This window comes from Ensifer sp. CCNWLY38, from assembly GCF_037120565.1.
Taxonomy (GTDB): Bacteria; Pseudomonadota; Alphaproteobacteria; order Rhizobiales; family Rhizobiaceae; genus Ensifer; species Ensifer adhaerens_H.
This window is the reverse complement of the sequence record NZ_JBBBBO010000001.1, coordinates 831,445-850,610: the sequence shown is the minus strand read 5'-3', so window position 1 is coordinate 850,610 and position 19,166 is coordinate 831,445. Positions and strand designations below refer to the sequence as shown.

Sequence of the window (19,166 nt, the reverse complement as noted above, 5' to 3'; positions counted from 1 at the left end):
ACGAGTTCCGGCCGATGGCGACGGTCGGTTTTTCTCAAGCAGCGGAGTGAGGGGATGGATATCAACTGGATCTCAATCGGCGACATCTCCGACATTCCGCTGAGGGGCGCGCGCTGCGTGAAGACGCCTCAGGGCAAGATCGCCGTGTTCCGCACCGCTGAAAACGAGGTCTTCGCCATCGAGGATCACTGCCCGCACAAGGGCGGGCCGTTGTCGCAGGGCATTGTCCACGGCACGGCCGTAACCTGCCCCTTACACAATTGGGTAATCTCGCTCGAAACGGGCAAGGCGATCGGCGCTGACGATGGCGCGGTGCGCACGGTTCCGGTGCGCAACGACGGCGGCGCGCTGTTCATCGCGCTCGAAAGCCTGATGATTGCGGCGGAATAGTCATGGAGCGGGAGGTCAAAACCACCTGTCCCTATTGCGGCGTCGGCTGCGGCGTGGTCGCGACGATCAATGAGAACGGCGCCGTCTCCGTACGCGGCGACGCCGATCATCCTGCCAATTTCGGCAGGCTCTGCTCCAAGGGCTCGGCGCTCGCCGAAACCCTCGACCTCGACGGCCGGCTGCTTCATCCCGAGATCGAGGGGCGCAAGGCCGGCTGGGACGAGGCGCTCGATCTCGTCGCCGAGCGCTTTGCTCAGACGATCGCCGCACACGGGCCGGATTCGGTTGCCTTCTATGTCTCGGGGCAGTTGCTGACCGAGGACTATTACGTCGCCAACAAGCTGATGAAGGGCTTCATCGGTTCGGGCAACATCGACACCAACTCGCGGCTCTGCATGTCGTCTTCCGTCGCCGGGCATCGCCGCGCCTTCGGGTCGGACACAGTGCCGGGTTGTTACGAGGATCTGGAGCTTGCCGATCTCGTGGTGCTGACCGGCTCCAATCTCGCCTGGTGTCATCCGGTGCTCTACCAGCGCCTGGCCGCAGCCAAGGCGGCGCGTCCCGAGATGCGCGTGGTGGTGATCGATCCGCGCCGAACGATGACCGCCGATATCGCCGACATGCATCTGGCGATCCGGCCGGATGGCGACGTGGCGCTGTTCAACGGTCTGTTCGCCCATCTGGCCGCCAGCCCCACTATCGACCGGTCCTATATCGCCGCCCATACCAGCGGCTTTGCCGAAGCCATCGCTGCGGCGAGTGCGCTCGATGCGGTCGCCTTGGCGCAATTGACGGGGCTCGAAGCCTCGGAAATCGCCGCCTTCTTCCGCCTGTTCGAGATGACCGAAAAGGTCGTCACCTGCTACAGCCAGGGCGTCAACCAGTCCTCCTCCGGCACGGACAAGGTCAACGCCATCATCAACTGTCATCTGGCCACCGGCCGCATCGGCCGGCCGGGGATGGGGCCGTTTTCGCTCACCGGTCAGCCCAATGCCATGGGTGGCCGCGAGGTCGGCGGCCTCGCCAACATGCTCGCTGCCCATATGGACATCGAGAAGGCCGGGCACCGCGATCAGGTGCGCCGCTTCTGGGGCGCGCCATCGATCGCCGCCAAGCCGGGGCTGAAGGCCGTCGACATGTTTCGCGCGGTGGCCGATGGCCGCATCAAGGCGATCTGGATCATGGCGACCAATCCTGTTGTCTCCATGCCGGATGCCGATGCGGTCGAGGCCGCACTCAAGGGCGGTCCCTTCGTCGTCGTCTCCGACGTGCTGCGGGAGACCGACACCACCCGTCACGCCCATGTATTGCTGCCCTCGCTGGGCTGGGGCGAGAAGGACGGGACGGTCACCAATTCCGAGCGCCGCATTTCCCGTCAGCGCGGCTTTCTCGCAGCCCCCGGTGAGGCTCGCGCCGACTGGTGGCAGCTGAACGAAGTGGCGCGCCGTATGGGGTTCCAGGGTGCCTTCGCCTATACCTCGCCCGCAGAAATCTTCGCCGAACATGCCGGTCTTTCGGCTTTCGAGAATAACGGGCGGCGCGATTTCGACATCGGCGCCCATGCGGAGATCGATGCTGCGGCCTACGACCCGCTCGCGCCGTTCCAATGGCCGCAACCGGAGGGGAAGCCAGAGAGCGAGACCCGCTTCTTTGCCGATGGCGGCTTCTTCCATGCGGATGGACGCGCTCGCTTCGTGGCGGTAGCGAGCGCCGTGCCCGATCGCGTCAGCGATGCCTTTCCCTTCACCTTGAACACCGGCCGCGTACGCGACCACTGGCACACGATGACCCGCACCGGAAAGAGCGCGCGGCTCTCGGCCCATCTCGCTGAGCCTTTCGTCGAGATCCACCCGCGTGACGCGATGGATCTCGGCATCGCCCCCGCCGATCTCGTTTCCATTGAGAGCCCTAACGGCTCGGCGATCGTCCGCGCGCTCATCACCGAGCGCCAGGCGCGCGGCAATGTCTTCGTGCCCATGCACTGGAACGACCAGTTCGCCGCGAAGGCGCGCATCGATGCGCTGGTCCCGCCAGTCACCGATCCGGTCTCCGGCCAGCCGGCCTCGAAAAATGCCGCCGTTGCGATCCGCCGTTTTTCCGCTTCGACCTACGGCTTTGCGGTCAGCGCGTCGAAACCCTCGGGTCTCGATCTCGGCTACTGGGCCGTCGCCAAGGCGAGGGGCGGTTGGCGTCTGGAACTTGCTGCGGAGACGACGCCGGAGGATTGGGTCGCCTGGTGCCGGAAGACCTTTGGCCTTGCCGGCGACATCGAGCCGATCGGCTATTCGGACGGTCTCTCCGGTCAGCGCCGCCTTGCCTTCTTCGCCGGCGATCGTCTGCTGCTGGCGCTCTTTCTCGCGCCCGAGCCGGTGGCGGTCGCCCGCAACTGGGCAGTCGAGCAGCTGAGCGCCTCGCATGCCGACTTGCGCATGCGCTTTGCGCTCATCGCTGGGCGGCCCGGTGCCGACCGGCCGGACCCGGGCGCAACCGTCTGCTCCTGCTTCAGTGTCGGCGTCAACCAGATCGTCGCGGCTGTGCGCGGCGGCTGCCGTTCGGTTGAAGCTGTCGGGCAGGCGCTGAGCGCCGGAACCAATTGCGGCTCCTGCCGCGCCGAGATCAGGGGGATCGTCGATGGATGCCTTGCTGCCGCTGCTGAATGAAATTCAATCGCGCCGCGAGCCGGCACGCATGGCGGCGCTTGCCAAGCTGCCGGTCTTCTGGTCGCTCGAAGGCAAGCGTGTCGTTGTGGTGGGCGGCAGCGACGCTGCGGCCTGGAAGGCGGAGCTGCTGGCGGCCTGCGGCGCCGAGGTTCACCTCTATGCGCCTGCTGACGAGGTCGGCGAGGTCTGCACAGCATTGATCGAGAAAGGTGCGGCTCACCCCTGCGGTCGTCTCGTCCATCACCGCGAGACCTGGAAGGCGGATACGCTTGCCGGAGCCGCGCTGGCTGTTGCCGATTGCGAAAGCGACGAGGACGCACAGTCCTTCTTCGCGGCCGCCCAGCGGGTCGGGGTGCCGGTCAACGTCATCGACAAGCCCGCCTTTTGCCAGTTTCAGTTCGGCTCGATCGTCAATCGCTCGCCGGTCGTGGTGTCGATCTCGACCGATGGTGCGGCACCCATCCTCGCCCAGGCGATCCGTCGCCGGATCGAGACTTTGTTGCCGCCGGTGCTGAAAGATTGGGCAGCGCTGGCGCAGGCTTTGCGAGACAAGGTCAATGCCCGACTCAAGCCCGGCGCGCCGCGTCGCGCCTTCTGGGAGCGCTTCGTCGATCTCGCTTTTCAAGCGACACCGGAGGAGGGTGTCGAGACGCGGCTGGTGGCGGAGATGGAGCGCTCGTCGGCGAACCATGCCGCCACCGGCCGCGTGACGCTTGTCGGCGCTGGCCCCGGCGACAGCGAATATCTGACGCTGAAGGCCGTACGGGCCCTGCAAGCCGCCGACGTCATCCTGTTCGACGATCTCGTTTCGAACGAGGTTCTGGAGCTCGCCCGGCGCGAGGCCAAGCGCATGCTGGTCGGCAAGCGCGGCGGGCGCGAGAGCTGCCGCCAGGAGGACATCAACGACATGATGGTGGCACTGGCGCGCGCCGGCAAACGTGTCGTTCGCCTGAAGGCCGGCGATCCCATGATCTTCGGTCGCGCCGGCGAGGAGATCGCCCGTCTGGAGCAGGAAGGCATCCCGGTCGATGTCGTGCCCGGCATCACTGCTGCGAGCGCCATGGCGGCGCGTCTCGGCCTGTCGCTAACCCATCGCGACCATGCCCAGGCGGTGCGCTTCGTCACCGGCCATTCGCGCCATGGCGGCCTGCCTGCGGACATGGACTGGCGGGCCATGGCCGATCCGAAGACGACGACGGTTTTCTATATGGGTGGGCGCACCGCGCCTGCCATTGGCGAACGCCTGATGCAGGAGGGGCTATCCGGAGAGACCCCGGTCGTCATTTCGGCCAATGTCAGCCGCCACAATGAGCGGCGCTGGCAAGGTACCTTGCGCGACCTTGCAGCCGGTATCGCCGTGATCGGCTACGACGATCCGGTTTTGATCGGCATCGGTGCCGCTTTTGGCGTCAGGCGCGTGCCGATGGTCACCGTCCAGCCTGCGCCTTTTGCCGCAGGTTCGCTTGCAGGTTGAAGCTTTCCCTCGCTCGGCTTGCAATCACCGGCCGCATGCTTACCTTGCCCCGCGGTAGAGTAATGTCGCTGACGGGAGATTCGCCAGATGCTGGACCTGCGTGTTCACTTCCTTGAGGCCTATGGATCGCTTGCCCCTTGGCGCGAACAGATTTTGCGCCAGGTGGACGAGACGGCCGAGCGGGTCGGCGCGCGTGTTCCTGCAGCCGACAGTGCTGCTCCCATCGATATCGTCGTCGAAAACAGGCCGGGAGAGACCATTCCCGAACTGGGTGTGGCCGGTAGCTGCTATCGCAGAGGATTGGTCTACCTGACGCTCGACCCCGACAACGAGAACTTCCATGCCAGCCTCGCCGCCGACGAGTTGCGGAGAATGCTGACGCATGAGCTGCATCATTCCTTCCGCCACGCGACCTGCGGCTACGGCTCCAAGCTCGGCGAAGCCTTGGTCACCGAAGGCCTTGCGGATGCATTCGATGTCGAGATCAATGGCGGCGACGGCCATCCTTGGAACCACGCGATTGCAGCGGGCGATTGGGCAGATTTGCTGGAGCGCGCCGAGCGGGAACTCTGGGCGGAGGGCTATGATCATGCCGGCTGGTTCTTTGGCTGCGATCGTGCGCTGCCGCGCTGGGCCGGCTATACGATCGGCTATCACCTTGTGAAGACTTATCTCGCAGCGAACCCCGATGCACACCCGTCGCAGATGACGGCGACACCTGCTTCCGTCGTCATCGGCGAAGCCTGGGCGCCGTTGAAGCAAGGCCTGCTGGCCGCCGCTTGAGCGGCCAGAGCGGGATGAGGAAAAGTGTGTGCGGTTTTCCGCCCGCATCCCGCTCTAAACCATCGTGATCTAAGAGTAGGGCGCCTCATCGCGGTCGCGTCCGGGCAGCTTCCTGACGTCGCCGATCCAGGGCAGCGCCGAGGAGCACCAGATCTGCGACCGTGGCTTGAGCTCCCGGCGCTGGTTGATCGTGCCGACCCGGATGCCGACTTCCAACGCATCCTCGTCCGTGCCGGTCGTATAGATCGGTGAGCCGCAATTCGGGCAGAAGAACTGCAGCCGCTGGCGACCGTTTTCAGCGACCTTGACGTAGAGCTTCGGCTCGCCGCCGGTCAGCCGGAAGTTCTCGCGGGCAGCACCTGCGGTCACGCGATAGGCGGATCCCGTCAGTTGCTGGCAATCGGTGCAATGGCAGATCGCGACGTCGGCCGGATCGATCTCGGCCTCATAGGTTACGTAGCCGCAGTGGCATTGCCCGTCGATGCGCATGGAGGCCTCCCTGAAAGCACAGAAGCTAGAGCGGAGCGGCAAAAAGTGTATGCCGCTTTCCGCGTTTGAGCTTGGATAGCTCACGCCTGACTATCGACGACAATCGCCACTGGCTGCAGCGGCTGGAGGCATGGGGCCACGATTGCGTAAGTAGATACTTACACGCCTGTGAAAAGCCACTCGTGTTCTCGGGCGTTGTGGAACTTCCAGATACGCTTCGGCCCGGCCATGACGTTGAGATAGTAGACGTCGTAGCCATGCACGGCAGCGACGGGGTGATATCCCTTCGGCACCAGCGTCACGTCGCCGTCTTCGACCGCCATGGTCTCGTCCAGCGAACGGTCGTCGGTATAGACACGCTGCATGGCAAAGCCCTGCGGTGGGTTCAGGCGGTGATAGTAGGTCTCTTCCAGATAGCTCTCGGCCGGCAGGTCGTCCTGGTCATGCTTGTGCGGCGGGTAAGAGGAGGTGTGGCCGCCGGGCGTAATCACCTCGACGACGAGCAGCGACTGCGCCGAGCCGTCGTCTTCCGGCATGATGTTGGTGACGTAGCGGGTGTTGGTGCCCTTGCCGCGGGTCATCTGCGGATGCGTGCCCGGCGCGATCACCTTCGCCTTGAAGCCGTCGCCGCCTGGTGCCGAGCAGATGGCAAGATCCAGGTCCGAAGTCGCCGTTGCCTGCCAGCGGCTGCCCCTCGGTACGTAGACGGCGTAGGGCTGGCCCTCGAACGGTGTCATGCGCTCGCCGACTTCGCCGAAACCCTCACCATCAACGGAAACTTTCGCCTTGCCGGAGACCAGGACCAGGCAGATCTCCTTGTCGCCGGTCTCGCCTTCGGTCGTCTCGCCGGCCTTCAGCCGCTCGAGCGCGAAGCCGACATAAGTCCAGCCGGCGCTCTCCGGCGTCACGTTTTGCATGAGGCCGGACTTGGCCTTCGGTTTGACGAGCAGCTTGGACATATCGGTCTCCTGGTCTTCGTTTCTGCGGGCTTGCCCCTCTCCTCGGGTTTAACCCGAGGACTAACCCTCTCCCCGCAGGCGGGGAGAGGGAACTTGGAGTTTGCCGCATGCTCTCCACCTTACGTCGCGAGGAATTGGGGAGCCAGCGGCATATGCCTTCTCCCCGCAAGCGGGGAGAAGGTGGCGGCAGCCGGATGAGGGGCACGCCCCGTGAAGTCCGGCAACCGAAACGTGAGCTTACTTGTCGAGCCCGGCTTCCTTGGCGAAGGCCTTCAGCGATTTCAGCCCGAGCGACTGGTATTCGAACGGGTTGCGCACGGCCGAATCCTGTTCCGCCTCGATCACCAGCCAGCCGGAATAGTTGTGCTCGGCGGCGATTTTCAGCACGGGCAGGAAGTCGACCCCGCCCTCGCTGTCGCCGGGAACCGTGAAGACGCCACGGCGCACGCCTTCGAGGAAGGAGAGGCCTTCGCCCTCGACGACCTTGCGGACGGCCGGACGCACGTTCTTGCAATGGATGTGGCGCACACGGTGCATGTACTTGCTTGCGACCTCTGCCGGATCCGAGCCGCCGAACCAGGCGTGGCCGGTGTCGAGAAGCAGTTTGGTCGCCGGACCGGTATTCTGCATCAGCAGGTCGATTTCTTCGCCGGTCTGGACGATCGTGCCCATGTGGTGGTGGTAGACGAGATCGATGCCCTGGTCGGCGCAATATTGCGCGATCGCTTCGAGATCGGCGCCGAACTTCTTCCACTGGTCGGCCGGCAGCACCGGCTTGTCGTTGGCAACCGACTTCGTGTCGTCGCCATGAATGGCGTTCGAGGTTTCACAGACGATCGCCACCTTGCAGCCATTGTGCTTCAGCAGGTCGAGATGCGGCTGGATTGCTTTCTTCTCGGCCTCGACGTCGTGGGTGAGCAGGTTGGTCGAATGCCAGCCGGAAACGAAGACGAGATCGTAAGAGCCAAGCTTCTGCTTCAGCGCCTCCGGATCGCTTGGCATCTTGTGACCCTTCTCGATGCCGTCGAAGCCGATCTTCTGGCAATCGGAGAGGCAGTCCTCGAGTGTCAGATGCGCACCGATCGAATGATCGTCGTCGTTGCTCCAGGCGATCGGGTTGGTTCCATAGCGGATCATGTCAGTCGTTTCCTATAGCATTGTCCGCGCAGGCGGATCGTTCGTGGTGTCTCATGGGTGCGCAGCGGGAGGGCGATTGCCCCTCATCCGGCTGCCGCCACCTTCTCCCCGCAGGCGGGGAGAAGGGAAATGCCGCGCCCTCCGTGTTCCCTCTCCCCGCTCGCGGGGAGAGGGTTAGGGTAAGGGGCATAAATGCGGAACGGCGCCCGCGCAAAGACGCGGGCGCCGAAAGGGCAATCTCAGCCGAATCGCTGGGAGGTGAGCGCCTTCTCATAGCCCTCGCGCGCTTCGTTGACTTGCTTGCGGCCCGAGACTTCCGGCACTGCGACATCCCACCAGTGGCCGCCGGCCTCGGTGGTAATCAGCGGGTCGGTGTCGATGACGATCACCGTCGTGCGCGTCTCGCCCGCCGTCTCCTTGAGGGCCGCTTCGAGCTCGGAGATCGAGCCGACCTTGCGGGTTACGGCGCCCATGGCGGCGGCATGTGCCGCGAAGTCGATCTGCGGCAGCTCCACGTGGTGCGTGTCCTTGAGCAGATTGTTGAAGTTCGCACCGCCGGTTTCCATCTGCAGTCGGTTGATGCAGCCGTAGCCGGCATTATCCAAGAGAACGATGGTGAACTTGGCGCCCAGCATGATCGAGGAGGCGATCTCGGAGTTCAGCATCATGTAGCTGCCGTCGCCGACCATGACGATCACGTCGCGCTCGGGCTTGGCGAGCTTCACGCCAAGACCGCCGGCGACCTCGTAGCCCATGGTCGAGAAGCCGTATTCCATGTGGTAGCCGCCAGGCTCTTCCGCCTGCCAGAGCTTGTGCAGCTCGCCGGGCAGACCGCCGGCGGCACAGACGAGGGTCGTCTTCTTGCCGCCGCGGGCGCGCTGGACGGCGCCGATCACCTGGGCGTCGGAGGGAAGCGCCGCATTGGTCGTTGCCGTCGCCTTGTCGGCAGCCGTCAGCCATTCGGCCTTGCCGGCCTTCGCCTTCGCAGTCCAGCTCGGATCGGCCTTGTAGCCGCCGAGCCCGCCGGAAATCCGGTTGAGGCCGGCGCGCGCGTCGGAGATCAGCGGCAGGCCGTTGTGCTTGCCGGCATCGAACGGTTGGACGTTGAGGCCGATGATCTTCAAGGCATCATTCTTGAACAGCGCCCAGGAACCGGTGGTGAAGTCCTGCAGGCGCGAGCCGACAGCAAGCACCACGTCGGCCTCTTCTGCGAGCGCGTTGGATGCGGAGGTTCCGGTCACGCCGACCGAGCCCATGTTGAGCGCGTGTGAGTGCGGCAGCGCCGACTTGCCGGCCTGGGTCTCGACGACGGGGATGCCGTGCTTTTCAGCGAAGTCGCCGAGTTCCTTGGTCGCTTCCGAATAGAGCACGCCGCCGCCAGCGATGATGATCGGCTTCTTCGCTTCCTTGAGAGCCGCAATCGCTGTCGCCAGCTCGTCGAGATCGGGCTCGATCCGGCGCGGCACCCAGACCTTCTCGTCGAAGAAGTTTTCCGGATAGTCGTAAGCCTCCGCCTGCACGTCCTGGCAGAGCGACAGCGTCACCGGACCGCAATCGGCCGGATCGGTCAGCACCTGCATGGCGCGGCGCAGCGCCGGGATGATCTGTTCAGGGCGGGTGATGCGGTCGAAGTAGCGCGATACCGGACGGAAGCAGTCATTGGCCGAGATCGTGCCGTCGCCGAAGCTCTCGACCTGCTGCAGCACCGGATCGGGGCGGCGGTTGGCAAAGACATCGCCCGGCAGGAAGAGCACGGGCAGGCGGTTGACGTGGGCAAGGGCAGCCGACGTCACCATGTTGAGCGCGCCGGGGCCGATCGAGGTCGTGCAGGCCATGAAGCGGCGGCGGAAGCTCGCCTTGGCAAAGGCAATCGCGGCATTGGCCATGCCCTGCTCGTTCTGGGCGCGATACGTCGGCAGCGTGTCCTTGATCGCATGCAGCGCTTCGCCCACGCCGGCGACGTTGCCGTGGCCGAAAATGGCGAAGACGCCGCCGAAAATCGGCACTTTCTTGCCGTCGATGACGGTCATCTGGCGCGTCAGGAACCGCGCCACGGCCTGTGCCATGGTCAGGCGCACGGTCTTCTGGCTCATAATCTGTTTCCTCCTCGTGGCGGAATCGTCCGGTTCCGCCCTGCTTGCCGCATTGTCGACGGGTGCCCGTCGATCCTATGCCGCCTTTGTTTCACCCAGTTGCAGCCAGAGATCCACCAACGCTCCAAATTTTCCGGCCATGTCGGCGATCGCCTGCTCGTCGCTCATCGTACCGCCGAGCCAGGCCTTGCCGGCATCGGCGAAGATCGTGCGGCCGACGGCGAAGCCCTTGACCGTCTTCGAGGTGCGGGCGGCTGCAAAGCCATCCTTCAGCTGCTCGTAGGGCGCTTCCAGCCCGAGCAGCACCACGCCGCGGCAGAGCGGATCGCGCGCCTCGATCACGGCGTCGATCGCCGCCCAGGCGCCGCGGCTTGCCTGCGGCTCGAGCTTCCACCAGTCGGGCTTGAGGCCGGCGTCGTAGAGTTCGGTCAGCGCCCGCGGAATGGTCTGGTCGTCGAGCTTGCCGTGCTTGCCGGCGATGATCTCGATCAGGATCTCGCGGCCGACCTTGCGGGCCGCCTCGAAGGCCGAGCGAAGCTTCGCCACCTGCTGCGCCTTGAGGTCTGCCGGATCATCCGGGTGGTAGAAGGAGAGCACCTTGATGCAATGATCGACCGGCCAATCGATCAGGCGACTGCCGAGATCCTGGCTGAATTCGAACTGCAGCGGCCGCGAGCCCGGAAGCTCGATCGGCTTGCCGATCCAGAAATCCCGGTGTGCGCCGGCGGCATAGAGCGCATCGCGGCCGTACTTGTCGTCGATCAGCATGCCGAAGCCCGAGCGTCCCGCAGCAACTTGTGCCGCAGCCTTCACGGCCAGCACCTTGAAGGCGGGAATACGAGCAAGCAGAGCCTGGTCACCGGCGGCGATGTCTTCAAGCTGGCTGCGATGGTCGATGGCGAGCGCCATCAGAAGCGGAATGTCGCGGCGGCGGGTGGTGGCCCAGTGCACGTGGTTGATCGCCTCGTCCTTGCGCAGCGCCCGCTCCTTGCTACCGTTATCGAGGAAGAACTGCAGCTCGGTCCAGGTCGGGATTTCCGGGGCGCAGAGCAGGCGCGAGACGGCAAAGGCGCCGCAGGCATTGGCCCAGGTGGCAGACGTCGCATGCGGCTCGTTCTTCAGCCAGCCGCGCAGGAAACCGGACATGAAGGCGTCGCCGGCGCCGAGCACGTTGTAGACCTCGATCGGGAAGCCCTTGCCGACGATTCCGTCCTCGAGATTGTCGGAGATCGGGCCGTCATAGACGATGCAGCCCATCGGCCCGCGCTTCAGTACTATCGTTGCCTTGGAAAGCGAGCGGATCGTCTTCAGCGCTTGCAAGAGGTCGCTTTCGCCCGATGCGATCAGCACTTCCTCTTCCGTGCCGACGATCAGGTCGCAATCAGCAAGAACGGTCTTCAGGTGCGCCGAGACGCGGTCCGACGCGATGTAGCGGCTTTCGCCGGCGTCATGGCCGGCAAGGCCCCAGAGGTTCGGGCGGTAGTCGATGTCGAAGACGACCTTGGCGCCGCTTTCCTTGGCGATGCGGATCGCCTTGCGCTGGGCGGCGTCGGTGTTCGGCTTGGAAAAATGCGTGCCGGAGACGAGGATCGCGCGGGCCGAGCGGATGAACTCTTCCGAAACGTCGTCTTCGCAGAGCGCATTGTCGGCGCAGTTGTCGCGATAAAAGAGTAGCGGGAAGGACTTGTCGTTCTCGACGGCGAGGATCGCAAGCGCCGTCAGCCGCTCCGGATCGGTGACAATGCCGCGCGTCTCGACGCCCTCGCGAGTGAGCTGCTCGCGGATGAAGCGGCCCATCTGTTCGTCGCCGACGCGGGTGAGCAGCGCCGACTTGAGGCCAAGGCGGGCGGTGCCGACCGAGATGTTGCACGGGCAGCCGCCGACCGACTTGGCAAAGCTCGAAACGTCTTCAAGCCGTGTGCCGATCTGCTGGCCGTAGAGATCGACCGAGGCCCGGCCGATGGTGATCAGGTCGAGCGGTTTTGCTCCCTGTGCCGAAACGTTCTGGCTCACTGCTTCCTCCCCGCGGACACCTTGGCGGGCCCGACCATTTTCGTACTGTGGGTGATGGCGGTATGAAACATAAATTCCGACGTTTCGTCAATATGGAATTTTCATTCTATCTGTTCCGTTTGACCTAGCCACCTTCGGCAAGGCGCTGACGCTTCTCGGCGATGGCGACGGTCAGCGCCATGGCGAAGGCCATGCTCGCGGAGAGCGAACGGAACCCGGCATGGTCGGCCTCGACCAGTTCGAACCAGACCTTCGAGGATTCCGCGAGCGGCGAGAAGGCCGAATCCGTCAGCGACACGACCTGCACCTTGCGTTCGGCGAGAAGCCTCGCCTGGGCGGCGCTTTCGGAGGCATAGGGTGAGAAACTGACGGCAAAGGCCGCATCGTTCTTCGTCGCCATGGCCAGCACATCCTCGTCGATGCCGGCAGCCGTGCCGACGAGCTGGTACTTCACCTTCAGCTTGCCGAAGGCATAGGCCATGTAGCTGGAGATCGGGTAGGAGCGGCGCTTGGCGATCAGATAGATCGTGTCTGCCTTGGCGAGGATATCGACGGCCCGCTCGAAGGCCTCCGGGTCGACCGAGGAGGCGATGTTGTCGAGCGAGCGGTGGGCTGCCGCGACGAAGCCGTTGAAGATCGACCCGCTTTCGAGCCTGCTGTGATCGTTGTTGCTCAGCGCCTTCAGCCGATCCTCGTAGCCGGGCGTGCGCTCGCGCAGACGCGCGCGAAAGATCTGTTGCAGGCTGGAGAAGCCCTCGAAGCCGAAATGCTGAGCGAAGCGCACCAGCGTCGACGGCTGCACTTCGGCGGAGGTGGCGATGCTCGCCGCCGTGCCGAAGGCGATTTCGTCAGGATTGTCGAGCGAATAGGCGGCCACCTGGCGCAGCCGTTTCGGTAGCTGCGCCTTGCGTTCCAGAATGGCGGCCTTCAGCGCCTCGAAATCCTGCGGGACCTCCGTCGTCGTTTCCGGCATGGCCATGTCTTATTCGTCTCCTCGGTCTTCGCTGTCGTTTGCATCCTCACTCTAATCGATTAGTCGGGAACGGCATAGAACAGACGTTCCATTTTTCCGGGAGCACTTCCAGCAAAAGTGCGCAGCGGTTTTGCGTCCGGAATGCGCACCAGGATAGAGCGCCCCCAAGTGACCGCAGTCGTTGGAACGGTCTAGATATGCACCCATTCATTGGTCTTGGCCGACTGATAGGTCGCCGACAGCACCTTCTGTACCTCAAGGCCTTCGCGGAAATTGGTCGAGGGTGATTTGCCCCCGGCGATGGCGTCGAGAAACTCCTTGACCTCGATCGCCTTCAGGTCATTGAAGCCGATCTGGTGGCCGGGCGCCACGCAGAAGGCGCCATAGGGCGGATGCTCCGGTCCGGCCCAGATGGTGCGGAAGCCACGGGTGCGGACGTCGTCGCCGGTCTTGTAGAGACGGATTTCGTTCAGCCGCTCCTGGGTGAAGACGATGCTGCCCTTCGAACCGTAGATTTCGAAATCGTGCTGCATCTTGCGGCCCGTTGCGATCCAGCTTGCCTCGAAGCTGCCGGTGGCGCCGTTTTCGAAACGCACAAAGGCACGGGTGATGTCGTCGACTTCGACAGGACGGGTCTCGCTGGAGCCGGCGGCAACCGGGCGTTCCGGAATCTGGATGATGGTCTCGGCGAGCACCTGACTGATCGGGCCGACGAGGTGGCGCATGGAGGCGATGATATGGCTACCGATATCGGCGAGCGCGCCGCCGCCGCTGGCCGGGTTCAGGCGCCAGCCCCACGGCACGTTGGCATCGGCCATGAAATCTTCCGCATGAATGCCGCGCATCGAGCGGATCTCGCCAATCTCGCCGCTTTCGATAATGTCCTTGGCCAGGAAGATCAGAGGGTTCTTCAGATAGTTGAAACCAACCTGGGTGACGACGCCGGCCCTCTCGGTGGCCTCGACCATCTCGCGGCATTCAGCGACGGTCGGCGCCAGCGGCTTCTCGCAATAGACATGCTTGCCATGCGCGATCGCGGCCAGCGCCATATCCTTGTGCAGCAGGTTCGGCGTGGTGATGTCGATGATGTCGATATCCGGATCGGTCAGCAACTCGCGCCAGTTGGCCGTCGCCTTGCGGAAGCCGAGCTGGCCGCGGGCACGCTCCGCGCTTTCGACGGTCACGTCGGCGACCGAGACGAGGTCGAGCTCGAAGGGCAGGTCGAAGACCCGCGCGGCAATGGTGAAGCCGAGCGCATGGGCCTTGCCCATGAAGCCCGTGCCGATGAGCCCGATCCCGAGTTTGCGCTTGCTGGCCATGTTGAAGTCCTCCCGGTCGGCGTCGCTGCAATCGGTCTAAAATGAAATGAATTGTGCATGTTTTGTCAATATGGAATATTTATTCGAAATACGATGGTGATACGGGAACGGTGTCCATCGAAACAGCCAAATCTGTCCCTTCCGGCCAGGCTCATCTTGACGAAGGGGGAATGTGTTAACGCATTTTTACCATGTTCCGTTGGAACATCGCACTTCGTCATGGTTAACGAATCGCTCCGGAGTCTACGGGGCGGAGCTGGAGTGAAATCAGCATGTGCCGCTGGGCAGCCTATCGCGGGGACCCGCTCTATCTCGAGGAACTGGTAACCTCTCCCGCGCACTCGCTGATCGAACAGTCCCATTGCGCGACGCGGGCGAAGACGGCCACCAATGGCGACGGCTTCGGCATCGCCTGGTATGGCGATCACCCGGAGCCGGGCCGCTACCGCGATATCCTGCCCGCCTGGTCGGACTGCAATCTCAAGAGCATTGCCCGCCAGATCCGCTCGCCGCTGTTTCTTGCCCATGTGCGCGCCGCGACCGGCGGCGGTACCAGGCGCGACAACTGTCATCCTTTCGTCTTCGGCCGCTGGTCCTTCATGCACAACGGCCAGATCGGCGACTTCGAGCATCTGCGCCGGCCGATGGAGAGCATGCTCGACAACGATCTCTATTCGGCCCGTACCGGCACGACCGACTCGGAGCTTCTGTTCCTGCTTGCGATGCAGTTCGGGCTCGACCGCGATCCGCTCGGCGCGATCGCCGAGGCACTCGCCTTCGTCGAGCAGCTTGCCGAACATCTCGAACGCCAGGTGCTGGTCCGCTTCACCGCCGCCTTCTCCGACGGCCAGGATCTCTACGCCGTGCGCTATGCCTCCGACTGGAAGGCGCCGACGCTCTACGCCGCCCCCATGGGCCCGAGCGGCGGCTATTGCCTCGTTTCCGAGCCGCTCAACGACGACGACAGCGCCTGGGTGGAGATCCCGGACGGCACGGCGGTCATCGTCGGTGAGAATGGTGTCGATGTCCGGCTGTTCTCGACGCAAGGGGCGCCGGTGAAGACACGTCAGATGGCTTGAGGCACGTCAACTAGATGTGTAGCTGGTGTGCCCCCCATCCGGCTGCCGCCACCTTCTCCCCGCAGGCGGGGAGAAGGGCCGTGTGGCGCTCGCTCGTCCGCCAGCCAGTTTACAAAAACAACCCTGCGAAAGCGCACTTACCCGCAGATCCGATCTCTGCTGCGTTCGGCGATACAACTCCGCCGACGTGAGCGGTAGAAAGAGATCTGTGCGTATGTCACGTCCCCGCGCCCCGCCTGCGGGGATAGGGCTAGGGTGAGGGGCAATCTTCGATTGCTCAGCCCTTATCGATCCGCGCCAGTTGCTCGGCAATCATCACGGCCAGCTTTTCCGCAACCGCGTCCTTATCCATCTCCGGCCAGTCGTCATTGCCGGCAGCGGAGATCAGCTTCACCCGGTTGCGGTCGCCGCCCATGATGCCGGTCGAGGGCGAAACGTCGTTGGCGAGGATGAAGTCGGCGCCCTTGCGCTCGAGCTTGGCGCGGCCGTTGTCGGCGACGTTTTCGGTCTCGGCGGCAAAGCCGATGACAAGCTTCGGACGCTTGGCATGATGCCCGACGGTCTTCAGGATATCGGGGTTTTCGGCAAGCTGCAGAGGCGGCGGGGCCTCGCCCGGCTTCTTCTTGATCTTGTTGCCGGCGGCCGTCGCGACCCGCCAGTCGGCAACCGCTGCGACCATCACGGCGACATCGGCGGGTAGGGCTGCAAGCACCGCGTCGCGCATTTCCTCCGCCCGCTCCACATGCACGACCTTGACGCCCGCGGGATCCGGGATCGTCACCGGGCCGGAGACCAGTGTGACATCGGCGCCCAGTTTTGCGAGCGCGGCGGCGATCGCATGGCCCTGTTTGCCGGAGGATCGGTTGGCGATGTAGCGCACTGGATCGATCGGCTCATGCGTCGGCCCTGATGTGACGATGGCTCTGCGTCCCGCAAGCGGCTCCTTCGTGCCGCCGAGAAGATCCTCGACGGCGGCAACGATTGAAAGCGGCTCGCTCATGCGGCCTTCCCCAGCCTCGCCGCTTTCCGCCATCTCGCCGGCTTCGGGGCCAATGAAGCGGATGCCGTCCTTTGCGAGCGTCGCCCGGTTGCGGCGCGTTGCCGGATGCGCCCACATCTTCGGGTTCATCGCGGGAGCTATCAGCACCGGCCGGTCGGTCGCGAGCAGGATGGTGGAGGCCAGATCGTCCGCATGGCCGTTCGCCATCTTCGCCATCAGGTCGGCGGTCGCAGGTGCTACGACGATCAGGTCGCACTCGCGCGCCAGCCGGATATGGCCGACATCCTGCTCGTCCTCGCGCGAAAAGAGGTCGATATAGACATGCGAGGCCGACAGCGCGCCGACGGCAAGCGGGGTCACGAACTGCTGCGCGCCGGCCGTCATCACCGGCCGCACGCTCGCCCCGCGTTCCCGCAAACGGCGGATGAGATCGAGGCTCTTATAGGCCGCGATGCCGCCGGAGATGATGAGGAGAATACGCTTGCCCGACAGTGTCATTTGCACCCGGCCTTTCAGCCGTCCTCTCGCCCGGCATGGGCTGCCGGGTCCTACGCGATACCACAATATTCCAGCGGCTGGCCTCACCAGTGCCTTCGAGATCGAACCTACTTGAGCGATCCGCTGGGCGCAACGTGTCCCACCGGAGGAGGTTGCCTGCGCTGACATCCGTGCGATACGGCGTTTCGCTACACTAGCCCCTGGGTATCACCACCGATTGTTCCCGTCCGTGGTGCGCAATGGAACAAAAGCCGTGCCGCCCGCGTCAACATGCTCCGGGCCTGTTGCCGAAGCCAGGGAATGCGATTAATGCGCTCTCAATCCGCGGGGGCTAAGCTTCATTCCATGCGAATAAATGCGATCACCAACTGGGCCTACGGCGTAACCGTGCTTTTGACGGGGCTTTCGGGCGCGGCCTTCATCCTGTCGACCGACAGCGCGATCAGGGAGCGCCAGGCAGTGGAGCAGCATCTGGTGCTCGACACGCTTGGCGAAGAGCTTGCGCTCGGAGCAGAGGTGCGATCCGACGAGGCCCGCCTTTACGTCATGCGCGGCGGCGACGAGCGTCACCTCGAAGCCTTCCATCGCGCGGAGGGAGAGGAGCGCAAGCGCGAAGAGGCGATCAAGACGGCCACGAGTTTCGGCGCGTCCCAGGGCGAGATCGCAGCGCTTCAGGAGATCATGCGCGAGGCAGAGGCACTCGACAAGATCGAGGTTGCCGCCATCGAGGCCCATCAGAAGGGCGATCGCACGACCGCCCAGGAGAAGCTATTCGACCCGGAGCACGAGCGCCTGCAGACAGCGCTCCTCGACACGGTCGCCCGGTTACGAGACTTGACCAACGCCCGTACGGGCGGGGCGCTCAACGAGGCACAGGCGCGCAGCGACTGGTTCGCCGTCGCGGCCAAGACGATGCTTGGCATCACCGCTGCCCTGTTCCTGAGCGTGCTCTATTTCATTCTCAAACGCCGCGTCGCCATGCCGCTCACCCGCATGAGCGGCATCGTTACGCGTCTCGCCGAACAGGACTACGCTGTGGAGGTTCCGCTTGATCGGCGCCGCGACGAGATCGGCGAGATGAACAAGGCGATCCACATCTTTCGGGAAAACGGTATCGAGCGTGATCGGCTCGATGCGGAGCGGCGCCTGGACCAGCAGACCAAGGACCTGATCCTGCAGATGATGCACCGGCTGCAGGCCTGCCAGAGCCAGGACGAACTGGCCGAGGTCGTGGCCCGCTTCGCGCCGCAGGTCTTTCCCAATCTTGCCGGCCATCTCTACGTGCTGAACGACAGCCGGACGCTCTTGACCCGCGTCGGCAGCTGGCTCGATCCGCAGCATTCTGCGCCATCCTTCCCGTCCAGCGCCTGCTGGGGACTTCGCCGCGGCCGGCCGCATGTCAGCAATCGCGGTCATAGCGACATCGCCTGCCAGCATCTCGACGACGATGGCGCCGTCGGTCTCTGCGTGCCGCTGACAGCCCAGGGCGATACCATTGGTCTCCTCTATTTCGAGGAGCGCTCTGACGAAACATTCGCAGTCGAAGCGTCGCGCCTCTATCTCGAATTGATCGCCGAAAACATCGGGCTCGCCGTCGCCAATCTTCAGCTGCGCGAGAAGCTCACCAGTCTGGCGGTGCGCGACGCGCTGACGGGCCTGCTCAACCGGCGCTGCCTCGACGAGGCGCTGAATCGTGAGCCGCGCGGGCAGGGCGGCAAGCCGCTCACCTGCCTGATGATCGATATCGACCATTTCAAGCGCTTCAACGATGAGTTCGGCCACGATGCCGGCGACGTCGTCATGCAATATGTCGCGCAGATCATCGTCGATACGGTGGCCGACGCCGGCAGCGCCTATCGTTTCGGCGGCGAGGAATTTACGGTGTTGCTGCCGGAAGCAGGCGAGGCGGCCGGCTTCGAGCTTGCCGAGCGGCTGAGGACCAGGATCGGCACCACCCCGCTGTCGCATCGCGGCCGGATCCTGGGCACGGTTGCAGTCTCGGTCGGCATTGCCTCGGCTCCGGACGACGGGCCCGTCGCCACCCTGTTGACACGGGCTGACGCCGCTCTTCTCGACGCCAAGAACCACGGCCGAAACCGCAGCGTGCGGGCCTCCGGGCTGACTTTCGGCGATGACGAGGCGCGGCGCAGTCTCGCCTGATCCTCCGCTTACCGCCGCGCGGCAATCGAATGTCCCGCCTTGAAACGGGCGCATTCGATGCTATCTATTGCCGCGATAGAAATTTGAACAGGATACACGCATCGATGGATTTCACCCTGACCGCCAAGCCGAACCGTCT

At 64.3% G+C, this 19,166-nt stretch carries 14 protein-coding genes; 6 read left to right on the top strand and 8 right to left on the bottom strand.

Annotation, left to right across the window (positions count from 1 at the left end; genetic code table 11):
* Positions 1-54: 54 nt before the first annotated feature.
* The 4 genes from nirD to V7S54_RS04110 all read left to right on the top strand — a co-directional run bounded on the left by nirD (position 55) and on the right by V7S54_RS04110 (position 5,307).
* Complete coding sequence (gene nirD / locus V7S54_RS04125) at positions 55-390, top strand: nitrite reductase small subunit NirD (RefSeq protein WP_065372173.1); 336 nt, start codon at positions 55-57, stop codon at positions 388-390.
* Between the two features lie 2 nt (positions 391-392).
* Positions 393-3,050 (top strand): nitrate reductase, encoded by a 2,658-nt coding sequence (locus tag V7S54_RS04120; RefSeq protein ID WP_065372174.1) that lies wholly within the window; start codon positions 393-395, stop codon positions 3,048-3,050.
* On the top strand, positions 3,022-4,524 hold the full coding sequence (gene cysG / locus V7S54_RS04115) for a siroheme synthase CysG (protein ID WP_065372175.1): 1,503 nt from the start codon (positions 3,022-3,024) through the stop codon (positions 4,522-4,524). The genes V7S54_RS04120 and cysG overlap by 29 nt, the downstream gene beginning before the upstream one ends.
* Before the next feature lie 87 nt (positions 4,525-4,611).
* Positions 4,612-5,307, top strand: coding sequence for a DUF2268 domain-containing putative Zn-dependent protease (locus V7S54_RS04110; RefSeq protein ID WP_065372176.1), 696 nt, complete (start codon positions 4,612-4,614; stop codon positions 5,305-5,307).
* Positions 5,308-5,376: 69 nt separating this feature from the next.
* On the opposite strand, the gene V7S54_RS04105 is transcribed toward V7S54_RS04110, so the two are convergent.
* The 7 genes from V7S54_RS04105 to V7S54_RS04075 all read right to left on the bottom strand — a co-directional run bounded on the left by V7S54_RS04105 (position 5,377) and on the right by V7S54_RS04075 (position 14,290).
* The gene (locus tag V7S54_RS04105) at positions 5,377-5,796 is read right to left on the bottom strand and encodes a GFA family protein (RefSeq protein ID WP_065372177.1); all 420 of its coding nucleotides are present in this window, start codon (positions 5,794-5,796) and stop codon (positions 5,377-5,379) included.
* A gap of 158 nt (positions 5,797-5,954) precedes the next feature.
* Entirely contained in the window at positions 5,955-6,755 is an 801-nt protein-coding gene (gene iolB, locus V7S54_RS04100; protein WP_065372178.1) for a 5-deoxy-glucuronate isomerase, read from the bottom strand.
* Positions 6,756-6,992: 237 nt separating this feature from the next.
* Positions 6,993-7,892, bottom strand: coding sequence for a myo-inosose-2 dehydratase (iolE, locus tag V7S54_RS04095; protein WP_065372179.1), 900 nt, complete (start codon positions 7,890-7,892; stop codon positions 6,993-6,995).
* A 239-nt stretch (positions 7,893-8,131) separates the two neighbouring features.
* Positions 8,132-9,985 (bottom strand): 3D-(3,5/4)-trihydroxycyclohexane-1,2-dione acylhydrolase (decyclizing), encoded by a 1,854-nt coding sequence (gene iolD / locus V7S54_RS04090; protein WP_065372180.1) that lies wholly within the window; start codon positions 9,983-9,985, stop codon positions 8,132-8,134.
* A 75-nt stretch (positions 9,986-10,060) separates the two neighbouring features.
* Positions 10,061-11,998 (bottom strand): bifunctional 5-dehydro-2-deoxygluconokinase/5-dehydro-2-deoxyphosphogluconate aldolase, encoded by a 1,938-nt coding sequence (locus tag V7S54_RS04085; protein ID WP_065372181.1) that lies wholly within the window; start codon positions 11,996-11,998, stop codon positions 10,061-10,063.
* Positions 11,999-12,122: 124 nt separating this feature from the next.
* Positions 12,123-12,977: a MurR/RpiR family transcriptional regulator gene (locus tag V7S54_RS04080; protein ID WP_065372182.1), complete on the bottom strand. Its 855-nt coding sequence runs from the start codon at positions 12,975-12,977 to the stop codon at positions 12,123-12,125.
* A 185-nt stretch (positions 12,978-13,162) separates the two neighbouring features.
* Complete coding sequence (locus tag V7S54_RS04075; protein WP_065372183.1) at positions 13,163-14,290, bottom strand: Gfo/Idh/MocA family protein; 1,128 nt, start codon at positions 14,288-14,290, stop codon at positions 13,163-13,165.
* Between the two features lie 272 nt (positions 14,291-14,562).
* Here V7S54_RS04075 and V7S54_RS04070 point away from each other — a divergent pair, with 272 nt between their 5' ends.
* On the top strand, positions 14,563-15,369 hold the full coding sequence (locus tag V7S54_RS04070; RefSeq protein ID WP_065372184.1) for a class II glutamine amidotransferase: 807 nt from the start codon (positions 14,563-14,565) through the stop codon (positions 15,367-15,369).
* Positions 15,370-15,646: 277 nt separating this feature from the next.
* Here V7S54_RS04070 and coaBC read toward each other — a convergent pair whose 3' ends face one another.
* Entirely contained in the window at positions 15,647-16,867 is a 1,221-nt protein-coding gene (gene coaBC, locus V7S54_RS04065; protein WP_065372185.1) for a bifunctional phosphopantothenoylcysteine decarboxylase/phosphopantothenate--cysteine ligase CoaBC, read from the bottom strand.
* A 345-nt stretch (positions 16,868-17,212) separates the two neighbouring features.
* On the opposite strand from coaBC, the gene V7S54_RS04060 reads away from it, so the two are divergent.
* Positions 17,213-19,027 (top strand): sensor domain-containing diguanylate cyclase, encoded by a 1,815-nt coding sequence (locus V7S54_RS04060; RefSeq protein WP_065372186.1) that lies wholly within the window; start codon positions 17,213-17,215, stop codon positions 19,025-19,027.
* The last annotated feature ends 139 nt before the right edge of the window (positions 19,028-19,166 follow it).